General features: G+C 48.6%; 13 protein-coding genes. 7 read left to right on the plus strand and 6 right to left on the minus strand.

Annotated elements, in window-relative coordinates:
- On the plus strand, positions 1-901 hold a 901-nt coding region (locus ACJAYR_RS12065), incomplete at its 5' end, for a sulfatase/phosphatase domain-containing protein (RefSeq protein WP_415236831.1).
- Here ACJAYR_RS12065 and ACJAYR_RS12070 read toward each other — a convergent pair.
- Both ACJAYR_RS12070 and ACJAYR_RS12075 read right to left on the minus strand, forming a co-directional pair.
- Positions 898-1,869: a 2-hydroxyacid dehydrogenase gene (locus ACJAYR_RS12070; protein WP_415236832.1), complete on the minus strand. Its 972-nt coding sequence runs from the start codon at positions 1,867-1,869 to the stop codon at positions 898-900. The two genes, ACJAYR_RS12065 and ACJAYR_RS12070, sit on opposite strands and share 4 nt — an antisense overlap.
- 26 nt (positions 1,870-1,895) lie before the next feature.
- Positions 1,896-2,762: an alpha/beta hydrolase gene (locus ACJAYR_RS12075; RefSeq protein WP_415236833.1), complete on the minus strand. Its 867-nt coding sequence runs from the start codon at positions 2,760-2,762 to the stop codon at positions 1,896-1,898.
- Positions 2,763-2,922: 160 nt separating this feature from the next.
- On the opposite strand from ACJAYR_RS12075, the gene ACJAYR_RS12080 reads away from it, so the two are divergent.
- From ACJAYR_RS12080 to ACJAYR_RS12100, 5 genes are all read left to right on the plus strand, one after another.
- On the plus strand, positions 2,923-3,390 hold the full coding sequence (locus ACJAYR_RS12080; protein ID WP_415236834.1) for a MaoC family dehydratase: 468 nt from the start codon (positions 2,923-2,925) through the stop codon (positions 3,388-3,390).
- A 30-nt stretch (positions 3,391-3,420) separates the two neighbouring features.
- Positions 3,421-4,341, plus strand: coding sequence for an SDR family oxidoreductase (locus ACJAYR_RS12085; RefSeq protein ID WP_415236835.1), 921 nt, complete (start codon positions 3,421-3,423; stop codon positions 4,339-4,341).
- Positions 4,342-4,444: 103 nt separating this feature from the next.
- Entirely contained in the window at positions 4,445-5,431 is a 987-nt protein-coding gene (locus ACJAYR_RS12090) for a phosphatase PAP2 family protein (RefSeq protein WP_415236836.1), read from the plus strand.
- Between the two features lie 81 nt (positions 5,432-5,512).
- The gene (locus ACJAYR_RS12095) at positions 5,513-6,181 is read left to right on the plus strand and encodes a TetR/AcrR family transcriptional regulator (protein WP_415236837.1); all 669 of its coding nucleotides are present in this window, start codon (positions 5,513-5,515) and stop codon (positions 6,179-6,181) included.
- A complete protein-coding gene (locus ACJAYR_RS12100; protein ID WP_415236838.1) occupies positions 6,159-6,470 on the plus strand; it encodes a cupin in 312 nt (103 codons plus the stop codon). The genes ACJAYR_RS12095 and ACJAYR_RS12100 overlap by 23 nt, the downstream gene beginning before the upstream one ends.
- A gap of 2 nt (positions 6,471-6,472) precedes the next feature.
- On the opposite strand, the gene hutU is transcribed toward ACJAYR_RS12100, so the two are convergent.
- From hutU to hutI, 4 genes are read right to left on the minus strand one after another with little or no spacing between them, the layout of a single operon-like run.
- Positions 6,473-8,140, minus strand: a complete 1,668-nt coding sequence (gene hutU, locus ACJAYR_RS12105; protein WP_181017956.1) for a urocanate hydratase — start codon at positions 8,138-8,140, stop codon at positions 6,473-6,475.
- Between the two features lie 11 nt (positions 8,141-8,151).
- Positions 8,152-8,961: an N-formylglutamate deformylase gene (hutG, locus tag ACJAYR_RS12110; protein WP_415236839.1), complete on the minus strand. Its 810-nt coding sequence runs from the start codon at positions 8,959-8,961 to the stop codon at positions 8,152-8,154.
- A gap of 5 nt (positions 8,962-8,966) precedes the next feature.
- Positions 8,967-10,505 (minus strand): histidine ammonia-lyase, encoded by a 1,539-nt coding sequence (hutH, locus tag ACJAYR_RS12115; protein ID WP_415236840.1) that lies wholly within the window; start codon positions 10,503-10,505, stop codon positions 8,967-8,969.
- A gap of 31 nt (positions 10,506-10,536) precedes the next feature.
- The gene (gene hutI, locus ACJAYR_RS12120) at positions 10,537-11,766 is read right to left on the minus strand and encodes an imidazolonepropionase (protein ID WP_415236841.1); all 1,230 of its coding nucleotides are present in this window, start codon (positions 11,764-11,766) and stop codon (positions 10,537-10,539) included.
- Between the two features lie 61 nt (positions 11,767-11,827).
- Here hutI and ACJAYR_RS12125 point away from each other — a divergent pair, with 61 nt between their 5' ends.
- On the plus strand, positions 11,828-13,198 hold the full coding sequence (locus tag ACJAYR_RS12125) for a formimidoylglutamate deiminase (protein WP_415236842.1): 1,371 nt from the start codon (positions 11,828-11,830) through the stop codon (positions 13,196-13,198).
- Positions 13,199-13,204 lie beyond the last annotated feature (6 nt).

The raw sequence follows: 13,204 nt of genomic DNA on the forward strand, positions 1-13,204 counted from the left end.
ACCGCACCCACCGTTTATCGCCAGCCCGGATTACCATTTGATGTATCGCCCATCGGATATGAAAGATCCCATTGATTTTGGTGATGCTGATAAAGTCGCCCAGACACATCCGTTCCTTCAAAGTTCGCTTAATTCAATCCGTCAGGGTACCTTTTACATGACCGGAACGGGTCTGACAAAAGACCTGGAGAAAGCGGATGTTCAACAGATCCGGGCCACCTATTCGGCGCTGGTGTCAGAGGTTGACAACAATATCGGTGCGTTACTTTTTGAACTTAAAGAAACAGGTAAGTATGACGATACTCTGATTGTTGTGACAGCCGATCACGGCGAACAGCTTGGAGATCATCACCTGTTTGGAAAACTGGGATTTTATGATCAAAGTTTTCATATCCCTTTAATCATCAAGCCGCCAGCAAGTTGGAACGGGATACGAGGGCATTCTGTTCAGGCGTTCACTGAATCGGTCGATGTGACGCCGACTATCCTCGATCTTATAGGCCTTCCCATTCCGGCACAATGTGATGGCCGGTCTTTGTCTTCCTGGCTAAAAGGTGAAATCCCAGACAAGTGGCGGGATGCGGTTCATTGGTTGTATGATTTCAGAGATCTGGAAAAAGCGGCAATTGAAACAGAACTGGGCCTCAGCCATGAAGAGTGCAGTCTTCTCGTCTATCGGGATGAGAGCTTTAAATATGTCCATTTCGCCGCCTTGCCACCGCTATTGTTCGATTTGCAGAATGATCCGGACGAGTTGCATAATCTGGCCGAAGAGCCAGACTATCAGGCTGTCGTCCTCATTTACGCGCAAAAGCTCTTGTCCTGGCGCATGAGTAATGAATATGGCGCCTTGGACAAATATCTTCTAACCAAGAACGGATTGATTACGCCGACACTCTAAAGTGTAATCGGGTTTGGAATGGGCTTATTCGAAAAGAAAGCATCCAGATTATCGATACATTTAAAACCCATCGCGTTTCGGGTTTCAATTGTTGCACTGCCAATATGAGGTAAAACGAAAAGGTTCTCCAGTGGCAGATAGCCGGGATTCAGGGTGGGCTCGTTTTCAAACACATCAAGCCCCGCTGCGGCGATCCTGCCAGATTTCAGGGCGTTGATAAGGGCGGTATCATCAATAATCGGACCTCTGGCAGTATTAACAATGACGGCACCCTTCGGAAGAAGGTCAATTGTCTTATCGTTGATCAGATGAAAGGTCTGTTCTGAAAGGCCGCAATTGATGGAAAAGAAGTCACTTTGCCCCAGAAGGCTTTCAAGGCTGTCATGGTAAATCGCATCTTCCAGACCGCGGGCATCCGTGACAGGGTTCCTGTTATGATAATGGATTTCCATATCGAAGCCCCGCGCACGCCGAGCCACTGCCTGACCGATCCGTCCCATTCCCAATATACCAAGTCTTTTACCGCTGACATGAATGCCAAGAAACTGTGTTGTTGCCCATTTCTGCCAGCGTCCTTCCCGTAACGCCATGGCGGATGAATGGGCCATCCGGGCCGCACCCAATAGACACAGGAGCGCGATATCGGCCGTTGCGTCAGTTAATACATCCGGGGTGTTGCCAAGTTGGATCCCGTTTTCAAATGCTGCGGGTACATCAATATGATCATAGCCAACGGAAAAGGTCGTGATCATTTTCAGGCGGTCTGGCAATTGGTTCAGAACTTCTTTGTTAAAGAGATCAGTAGGACCACAGAGGATTGCATCCGCAGACGACGCACGACTGATTAATTCTTTTGTGCTGAGCGTTTCATCATTCTCGTTCTCAATGACGTTATATCCGGCCGAGAGCCGCGCCATTACATCATCAGGCAGTTTTCGTGTAACCAGAATACAGGGTTTTTCTGTCATCGCGTTGTCCGTGATTTAAGTGTATGTCAGTCCAAATTCATTGAGCGACGGATAAGGCGCGCAAGTTCGCTACTTGGATCCGCCAAAGAGGACATAATACTAAAATGATTATAAGGGGGAAGGATCTGCGGCATTGTGCTTTTTTCAGGCCAGGCATCGTGCATTGCGCTGCTTTGGGCCAGATATTCGTCACCTTCTTTGCTACCAACAACAAGATGCATCAAGCCGCTTGTTGGCTCGTTTCTATTAACCGGACTCATTTGCGCAACAGTTTCCATATCAAGTTTTAAATCAGCCTGCAGAAAACATAATTTGATCGGCAACAAGTTATAAAGACCACTGATGCCAACCGCTGACTTTATGATCTGCGCGGGAAGCGAAGCGTCCAGGTCAGTCCAGTCTGTCGCAAGACACATAGCTGCCAAATGTCCCCCGGCGGAATGTCCGCTGACATGGATTTGACCCGCATCCAGACCTAAAGCTTCTGAATGGGCATAAAGAAAGGCAACAGACCGACGGCACTGGGTGACAAGTTCCTGCATTGTTACCGTTGGAATAAGCCCATAATCTACAATCGCGGTTGCTATTCCATGTTCTGCAAACGCGCGGGCGACAAACGTAAAGTTGTCTTTTGAAAGGGCTTTCCAATAGCCGCCATGAAAGAAAATCTGAACCGGGCAGGCGCCCTTTGGTCGATCGCTGGGGTAGATCAGGTCAAGTTTTTGTCCGGAGCCTTCGTCATAGCAATAGGTCACATGGTCTTGATAATCATGCAGGGTGGTATCACAAAGGGCATTCCACTCTTTCACATAGGACATGAAATTACTGACTTTGGCCTGATTGTTATATTCAGCATCCAAACTGCTTTGGTCATATTCTTTGTAAACGATCACCGATAAGTCCAATCTGTTCTGCATTCTTCGTGTAGTTTAACGAGATAGGCAGTGAAACAAAGATTTTATTTTTTGATATTTTGTCAAAATTGATTATCGTTGCCCGCGTTAGAGGTTTAGGCCGGAAAAAATAACAATAACTCCAACCAGGGAGAGAGACATGCCCGCGACAATTTCAAAAGAAGAATTTATTGCCTCAACAGGAGCCGAATATGGCCCGAGTGAGTGGATGAAGGTTGATCAGGACCGGATTAATAAATTTGCCGATGCGACGGATGATCATCAGTTTATTCATGTGGATCCGGAAGGCGCTAAAGAAACCCCGTTTGGAACAACCATTGCCCATGGGTTTTTGTCACTTTCGCTGTTGGTGCCGCTGGTCAGCCAAATAACACCGAAGCCTGACAATGTGAAAATGGGCGTAAATTATGGTTTGAATAAATTGCGGTTTTTGGCACCGGTAAAAGTAAATTCGGAAATTCGCGTCAAAAGCAAGGTGCTGGATGTTGTTGAAAAACGACCTGGTCAATATTTGACGACAACCGAAGTTACGCTTGAAATCAAGGGTGAGAAGACACCAGCTCTTATCGCCGAATGGCTGGGAATGACGTTCCTGGCTGACGAATAACATACAAACAAACAAGAAACAGGAGACACAATGAGCATCCGATTTGACGGTAGAGTCGCCATTGTAACAGGCGCAGGAAACGGACTTGGGCGGTGCCATGCGCTTGGGCTGGCGGAACGCGGGGCGAAGGTCGTTGTTAACGATCTGGGCGGAAACCGTGATGGAAGTGGAGCTTCCAGTGATGCCGCGAAAGCCGTTGTTGCTGAGATTGAAGCCATGGGCGGTGAAGCTATTGCAAATGGAGCGGACGTTACAAATTACGCCCAGGTTGAAGCAATGGTGCAAGAAGCAAAGGATAAATGGGGCCGTGTTGACATTCTGGTCAACAATGCGGGCGTCTTAAGAGACAAATCATTCAGTAAAGTTGAACTGGAAGATTTTGATTTTGTTCTGGGCGTTCATCTGGACGGAGCGGTGAATTGCACCAAGGCTGTATGGCCACTGATGCGCGATCAGAATTATGGCCGCATTGTTATGACGACCTCCTCCAGTGGTCTGTACGGTAATTTTGGGCAGACCAACTACGGTGCGGCTAAGATGGGCGTTATCGGGCTCATGAACACACTTGTTCTTGAGGGTGGAAAATATGGTATTCGTGTGAACGCTCTTTCTCCTTGTGCTGCGACACGGATGACGGAAGATCTCATGCCTGAGAATCTGCTGGATTTGTTGAAACCGGAATCTGTTACGCCGGCGTTGCTTTATCTCGTCGGCGAAGAGGGGCCAAACCGGACGATTATTACGGCTGGTGCTGGAACCTATGCTCGGACAATCATTAACGAAACGGCTGGAATGTGGTTGCCAGAAGATGAGCAAACACCTGAAAAAATCGCTGAGAACTGGGATACGATTTCTGACGCCAAAACGCAGAAAGAATATAAAAGTGGCAACGATCAGACACAGAATATGCTGACCAAAGCAGCCGAAGGCCTGAATATCAAGCTTCAATAGACCTCTGCAAATACCGGACTGTTTATTTTAATAGTCCGGTATTCTCTTGAATACAGTCAATCCTTATGACACCCTTTCTTCAAGGAGCAACCTGGGAGGGGTGATGTTTCAGACAAATATAAACCTGTTCTTGCAAAGTTTTTCGGCCCCTTGGCTCGACAGCTTTATGCAGGCGGTTTCCTGGACAGGAGATCAAACCTTTATCGTCGGCCTTTTGTGTTTGGTCGCATTGGGTATTGATTTGAAGCGAGGATTTATTCTGGTCCAGATTTTCCTGATTACCATCATTTCCACCGATATTCTGAAGACCGTTTTTTCTCTCCCCAGACCCTTCTTTTTAGATGAGAGACTAAACGATTTTGGTGGTTTGAATGGATTGACGGCCTTGCGGGATGTGGGGACTCTTTCTTTTTTTGAAATGCTTCCTGACACCATCATTAACGCTTATAGGTCCGTTGCCTCACATTCCGATCAGTTCGGATTGCCCTCTGGTCATACCAGTTCCGCGATTGCCCTATGGGGCGGGCTTGCAATTGTCTTTCGTAAGAACCGTTTTGGGGTCATTGCCGTTGTAATGGTCACGCTGATGATGATCTCCCGTATGTATCTGGCTCAGCATTTCCTGGCAGATGTCCTGGCGGGATTAGGTCTTGGATTACTTATTCTATTGATCAGCGCCTTACTGCTTAATCGTTTGGACTGGTGGCGGCTATTCTCAACTGAAAGTTTTAACTTTTCAATATCCGGGAGCAGCTGGGTTTTGTTTGTTGCTGGGTTTGTTTTGCCGATCGGATTGCTTTTCAGCGGCGAAGGGCATGTTGGTCGTATCGCGTCGTTTCTAGCACTAAATCTGGCTTTGTTTGTGCTTATCTGGACGGGCTGCCCATTAGAATCGGGGCGTTTATGGCACCGTGTTTTTCGTACATTGTTGGGTTTCGCTTTATTCTTTGCTATTTCCAGCGGGCTCAAATATCTACCAATATCTCAGGACAGTGTGCAGTATACGGTCCTCAAAGGCTTTGCGCCTGTTTTCATTCTTTTTGTTCTAGCGCCCTTTGTGACCGCAATGTGGATGGTCAAAAGCCGGTAATATATTTCCTGTCAGTATAATAAAACTTGTTGTTTCCCCACCCATCTGGATACTATTTGGAATCACAAGTTGGGAGGCTACGTGACAAGAACAGCAGGATCAAAAGGGGAGAAGACACTCAGTGCGCTCCGCGAAGCGGGACTACGTCGATTGTCTCAGCAAGGATTTTCAGGAATGACATTGCGTGAACTGGCAGGTGATGTCGGTATTCAGGCAGGGTCCCTCTATAATTATTTCCAGAATAAGCAGGATTTTTTATATCAGGTTCTTCTCACCGTTATGGAAGATCTGTCTGAAGAGTTGAACGGAAAGCTTAAGGGGGCAGAGACCCCTCGGAAAGCAATGCTGGCCTATGTCGACTGTCATGTTTCCTTTCACTCTTCACGAAAGCAGGAAGTTGTTATCAGTACGATGGAGTTACGAAGCCTGAATAAGGAAAACTATCAGAAGATTGTCACCTTACGAGACCGGTATGAAGGTCAGTTTCGCCATATTCTGGAATGGGGGAACCAGGAACAGGTCTGGAAAGTTTCTGATCCACAAGTCGCAACGAAATTGATCCTTGGTATGATGACAAGTGTGGGGACCTGGTATAAAGCGGGCGGTCGCTACCAGATATCAGATCTGGTGCTCATTTATCAGGACATGATCGATAATTTATTGCGCAACGAGGTCGGTACTCACACCATGAACTCGATGATCGATTACGGTGAAAGGCTTGAAACCAATGCGAAAAATCGTCCCCTCTGAGTTTTCCGGGAAATCGGCGTGGGATGCGCTGGATATTGAGTTTATCAAAGAGGCAACCGTCCGTCTTCATTGGACGGATCAGCCATATAAATGGCATATCAATAATGGGCCAGAGGTTTTTGTTCTGCTGGAGGGGAATGTTGACATGTTTACCCGTGAAAACGGCGAAGAGACACTTTGGAAACTTAAGCCCGGCGATATTTTTCACGCAGAGGAAGGGGATGAGCATGTTGCCCATCCTCAAGGCGTTGCCCGCATACTCGTCATTGAGCAGGCGGGCAGTGTTTAGACTTACTTTAGCGATGGCAGGTTGAGGCCATTTTCTTTTGCGCATTCAATCGCAATATCATATCCCGCGTCCGCATGGCGCATGACGCCTGTTGCCGGGTCATTGAACAATACGCGTCCAATGCGTTCGTCGGCGTCGGCACTACCATCGCAGGCGATAACCATTCCAGAATGCTGGGAGAAACCCATTCCGACGCCACCGCCATGATGCAAGCTGACCCAGGTGGCTCCACTTGCTGTATTCAGCAACGCATTTAGCAATGGCCAGTCAGATACTGTATCTGAACCATCTTTCATGGCTTCCGTTTCACGGTTCGGGCTGGCAACGGATCCTGAATCAAGGTGGTCGCGTCCAATAACAATAGGGGCCTTCAACTCGCCAGTTCTCACCATTTCGTTAAAGGCCAGTCCAAGGCGGTGGCGTTGACCCAACCCGACCCAGCAAATACGGGATGGCAAACCCTGAAACTGGATCCGCTCTTTTGCCATGTCCAGCCAGTTATGCAGATGTGGGTCGTCCGGGATAAGCTCTTTCACCTTGGCGTCGGTTTTATAAATATCTTCAGGATCGCCGGACAATGCAGCCCAGCGGAAAGGTCCAATGCCGCGGCAAAATAACGGCCGGATATAGGCTGGCACGAATCCCGGGAAATCAAAGGCGTTGTCAACACCTTCTTCCAAGGCCATTTGCCGGATGTTGTTTCCGTAGTCGACGGTAGGAACACCTGCTTTGTGAAAATCAAGCATTGCCTTTACATGTGTGGCCATCGATTGTCTCGCGGCCTGTTCTACTTCCTTAGGGGCACGTTCGCGCTTTTCTTCCCATTGGGCTAAGGTCCAGTTTCGCGGCAGGTAGCCGTTTATCGGATCATGCGCCGAGGTTTGGTCTGTGACAATATGAGGGTGGTCTCCGCTTTCAAAAATCTGCGGGAAAACATCTGCAGCATTGCCGAGCAAGCCAACGGAAACGGCTTTTCCTTCAGCCGCGGCTTCGTGAATGATTTGCATGGCCTCTTCAAGGGTGTCTGCTTTTCGGTCCAGATACCCGGAACGAATACGGAAATCAATCCGGCTTGGCTGACATTCAACAGCCAGCATTGACGCGCCGGCCATCGTTGCAGCAAGAGGCTGAGCCCCGCCCATACCGCCAAGACCGGCGGTCAGGATCCACTTTCCTGAAAGATCACCATCATAATGTTGGCGTCCAGCTTCTACGAAGGTTTCATACGTGCCCTGCACGATGCCCTGACTGCCAATATAGATCCATGACCCTGCTGTCATCTGGCCGTACATCATCAGGCCTTTTTTATCCAACTCGTTAAAATGTTCCCAGGTTGCCCAGTGCGGAACAATGTTGGAATTGGCAATGAGGACACGCGGTGCGTTGCTATGGGTTTTAAAAACACCAACCGGCTTGCCTGACTGGACAAGAAGGGTCTCGTCTTCCTCCAGTTCTTTCAGGCTTTTTGTAATCTGATCAAACGCTTCCCAGTTACGCGCGGCCCGGCCGATACCACCATAAACAACAAGTTCATGTGGATGTTCTGCGACTTCCGGATCCAGATTGTTCATGAGCATGCGAAGGGGGGCTTCTGTCATCCAGCTTTTACAATTCAAATCTGTTCCCGTAGGGGATTTGATAATGCGGGAATTATCAATTCGATTGGTCATGTTCAATTTCCTCAGGCTTGGTTATATGTTTTCTGGGCCCAGTTCAGCAGGGTTTCCAGTAAGGTTTTTAGTTGTGGTTTCAGAAGAGCTGCTTTCCGCGGATCGAATTGGAACGGAAAGCTCTCATCCATGTAGGCACATTGCGCGGTTTCCATTTGAACCGCGTGAATATTCTGGTCAGGATTTCCATAATGCCGGGTGATATAGCCGCCTTTAAAACGACCATTAAGCACATAGCTGAAAGACCCGTTTTCCAAGGTTTCTTTTAAGTGAGATACGAGCGATGCTGATGCGCTGGTATTATCGGCTGTTCCTAAATTCAGGTCCGGTAACGTCCCCTCAAAGAAACGGGGCACTTCAGATCGAATGGAATGACAATCGTAAAGAAGGGCAAAACCAAACTTCTGATGGACCCTATTAATCTGTTCCTGCAGCGCATCATGGTAGGGACGCCAAAAATTGTCACGACGGTGATAAACCTCCTCTTCATCCGGCTCTTTCCCGTCCAGATAAAGTGGTGATCCATCGAACAGATCAACCGGGCAAAGACCTGTTACGCTTTGTCCGGGATATAAAGAAGCGCCTTCTGGATCTCGATTGAGATCAACCACATAGCGCGAGTAGTTGGCGCTGAGAACCGTTGCCGATAAATCTGAAGCGACTTCCTGATACAATTGCGGAATATGCCAGTCTGTGTCGGGGAGTTTTTTGGCGTCATCCGTCAACCGCTGTGGCAGGCCATCCATCAATTTTGTCCCTGGATGAGGCTGACTTAAAATAAGAGGGGACGTGCCGACTGTTAAGGTAAAAATTTCAGACATGGTTATTAGATACCTATTGACGGAATATGGTCGTTAAACCGGGTTCTCAGATCATCGCTTTTCACCAGCGACTTGATGGCGTCTATGTCAGGTGCGAAAAAGCGATCTTCATCATAGGCTGGCACTTTCTCCCGAATGACGTTGAACAATGTCTCCAGAGTCGACGATGATTTTAATGGATGACGGAACTCGATCCCCTGTGCTGCGGCCAGTAGTTCGATGGCGACGATGGCCGCTGTGTTATCCGCCATTCTCAGTAGCCTCCGCGCCCCATGGGTTGCCATGCTGACATGGTCTTCCTGATTGGCGGATGTCGGTATGGAATCGACCGAAGCCGGGTGCGACTGCTGTTTGTTCTCGCTGGCCAATGCCGCTGCGGTCACATGGGCAATCATGAACCCCGAATTGACGCCCGGGTTTTTAACAAGAAAGGCGGGCAGACCACTGATCGATGTATCGATGAGCATTGCAACGCGGCGTTCAGCCATGGATCCGATTTCCGCAATGACCAGGGCAAGGTTATCAGCCGCCAACGCGACGGGTTCTGCATGGAAGTTTCCGCCAGAAATGACGTCATCTGTATCTGTGAAAACCAACGGGTTATCCGAAACAGAATTTGCCTCACGTAACAGAATATCTCCGTTATTGCGCAACTGATCCAGACAGGCACCCATGACTTGCGGCTGGCATCGCAAGCAGTATGGGTCCTGAACCTTTTCGCAATCTTCGTGCGATTTACGGATTTCACTTCCCTCGATAATGCTTCGATAGGCAGCGGCCATGTCAATTTGACCAAGTTGACCGCGCACTTCATGAATTCGCGCATCAAACGGGGCGTCTGTTCCTTTGGCGGCATCCAGTGAGAGGCTGCCGGCCAATGTGGCCGCGACAAGGAGTTTCTCGGCCTCAAACAAACCAGCCAGCGCCAGCGCGGTAGACACCTGCGTGCCATTGAGTAACGCCAGCCCTTCTTTAGGCCCCAGCGTTAAAGGTTCAAGGCCCGTACTTTTTAACGCCTCAGCCGCCGGCAGGATCTCGCCGTTCAGCTGAACCATTCCCACACCCATCAAGGCCGCTGTCATATGGGCAAGGGGGGTTAAGTCGCCCGAAGCTCCAACGGATCCTTTTGCTGGAATAGTCGGATAAATTTCATGTTCCAGAAGAGACAAAAGACTGTCAATGACGATCGGCCGGACGCCTGAAAAGCCACGCGCCAGGCTACATGCCTTGGTTGCAATGATCAGTCTGACAATATTGTTTTCCAGCAACGGACCAGTACCGGTAGAGTGAGACATTACCAGATTGGTTTGCAATTTTTCCAGTTGGTCCTTGGGGATCACTTCCTGTGCCAGTCGGCCAAAACCCGTATTGATACCGTAAACCGTTCGGTCTTCATCAATAATTTTCTGGACGGTCGCCGCGCTTTTTAATACGGCTTTCTGCCAGCCATCTGCCAGGTTAAAGGTGCAGGTTTCGTTATAAAGTGTTCTGAGGTCGGAAATTGTCAGGTTACCGGGTGAAACGATTAAAATCTTGATGGTCATTTATAAGTTTCCAAAAATAATAGGGTAAACATCAAGCTAAACGGCCTGAAAAATATCTGCAGTAAAGAGGCGTGCTTCCAATGCGGTAGGTCAGTTCGGCGGGATGCTCAATCGACCAAATGGCAAGGTCTGCATATTTTCCTGCTTCGAGCGTACCGATCTGTTTTTGCAAACCAAGGGCCTGGGCTCCGTTCCGCGTAAAGCCTGCCAACGCTTCCTCTGGCGTCATCCGAAATAGAATGGCTGCCATGTTCATTACGAGTTGAGGGCTTGTGACCGGCGAGGATCCTGGATTGCTATCGGTTGCGATGGCAATCGGGACATTATGCTTACGTAACAGATCAAGGGGTGGTAATTTTGTTTCCCGAAGAAAATAGAAAGCCCCGGGTAACAGAACAGCTACGGTCCCATTTTTTGCCATTGCCTTTACCCCAGCTTCATCCAGATATTCAAGATGATCGGCTGACAGGGCATGGAAGTTCGCCGCCAGTTCTGCCCCATGTAGGTTGCTCAGCTGCTCAGCATGAAGCTTGATCGGAAGACCAAGCGCTTCTGCTTTTTTGAATAGTTGCCTGACCTGTTCTGCGGAAAAGGCGATTTTTTCGCAAAATGCATCTACAGCATCGACCAGTCCCAAGCTATGCGCGGTCGGGAGCATTTCCTGACAAACCTTCTGCATGTAGCCGTCACTATTGTCTTTGAATTCAATTGGTAAGGCATGGGCCCCCAGAAAGGTTTTACGGACGCGAACCGGATTTGTTTCTTCCAGTTTCTTTGCAACTTCAAGCATCTTGATTTCATCGGCGGTATCCAGACCATACCCCGATTTAATCTCGATGGTTGTCACGCCACCTTTGAGGGACTCGTCCAGTCTTAGTTGGCTGACCGCCAGCAGTTCAGCTTCTGTTGCAGAGCGGGTAGCGTTAACAGTCGAGACAATACCGCCGCCACGCGCAGCGATCTCTTCGTAGGATAAACCTTGCAGGGCCATTTCAAATTCTTCTGCCCGGTTACCGCCATAGACAAGGTGAGTGTGACAATCAACCAATCCCGGCGTTATCCATCGGCCTTCCAGATCAATCACTTCGCAATCATCGGGTAGATCTTTGAACGGAACGGCAGATTTGAAGCCAATCCAGTCAATTCGATTGTCAGAAATTGCAAGGCAATCGGCATCGACGCCGCCGTAGGGAACACCATTTATTGTCATGGTAGCAAGACGGGCATTGGTGAACAGAGTTGTCCATTTGGTTGTTTGCATTTTCCCTTTCCTCGCAACGTTAAAAATTGTATATACAAATTATTATGATAGGAATGACGAGATGATCAAGCATTTTTTTGACTTTGCCTTCGTTCAGGGGAAATGGGCGCAGAATGTTTTACTGTCGATTTCGGCTGACGGGACAATAAATGATATAGTTTCAAATAGTCCTGCCGGTGATGCGGTCAAGCATCGTGGCTATATGGTGCCGGGTATGCCGAACCTGCATTCCCATGCCTTTCAGCGGGCAATGGCCGGTTTGGGGGAGCTTGCGGGTCCTTCAGATGATACGTTCTGGAGTTGGCGGCGGGTGATGTACGATTTTCTTCAGCATCTAGGACCAGATGAATTCCAAGCGATTGCCGACCAGCTTTATATGGAAATGTTGAAAGCAGGTTTCACTTCTGTTGGCGAATTTCACTATTTGCATCATCAGGTTGGCGGCGCCCCTTATTCGGATCGGTTGGAAATGAGCCATCGGGTTATAGCAGCGGCTGAAAAAACAGGCATCGGGCTTACGCTACTACCAGTTTTGTATAGCTATAGCGGTTTTGGGGCACAGACGCCTAGTTCGGGTCAGGGCAGATTTATCAACGATGTTGATCAGTATCTTGCATTGGTCGAGGCCCTGAACACTGCGTCCAAAGAAAAGGCGGGCGTGTGTATTGGTGTTGCCCCCCACTCACTGAGGGCAACATCACAGGAACAGATAAAAACCGTTCTAGACGTTGTCTCTGCGGATATGCCCATACATATTCATATCGCTGAACAGATGAAAGAAGTCGATGATTGTATCGCTTGGTCAGGGCAGCGGCCTGTAGAATGGCTGGCAAATCAAGTCGAACTTGATGAAAGATGGTGTCTGGTACATGCAACCCATGTGACAGAGGCAGAAATAAAGACCATTGCAACTGCAGGTGCCGTTGTTGGCCTGTGTCCAATAACAGAGGCAAATCTGGGAGATGGTTTGTTCCCGGTAAATCAGTTTATGAACGAAAAGGGAAGCTGGGGCATTGGTTCAGACAGCAATATCAATATTTCGAGTGCGGAAGAGTTAAGGACACTGGAATATGGCCAGCGTCTTTTGCATCAAAAAAGAACGTTGATTGCTGAACCCGGCCGGTCTAATGGGGATTATCTCTACGATGCTGCCTGTAGGGGGGGACGTAGAGTCCTGAATCCGGGACAAAAGGCAGGCTTGCAAATTGGCACCGTCGCTGATTTTGTCATTCTGAAAGACGATCACCCTGCTTTGATTGGCAAAAAGCCCTCACAGATCTTGGATGGCTGGATATTCGCTGGCAATAATGAGGTTGTGAAAGAGGTGTTTGTGCGTGGGAAGCAAGTTGTAAATGACGGACATCATATACAGGAAGACAGTATCAAAGAACGCTTTCAAAGGGTAATGACTGACCTTTCACATAAACTCTAAGAGTAA

The sequence above is a fragment of the Sneathiella sp. genome (assembly GCF_047631475.1).
In the GTDB taxonomy this organism is placed as follows: domain Bacteria; phylum Pseudomonadota; class Alphaproteobacteria; order Sneathiellales; family Sneathiellaceae; genus Sneathiella.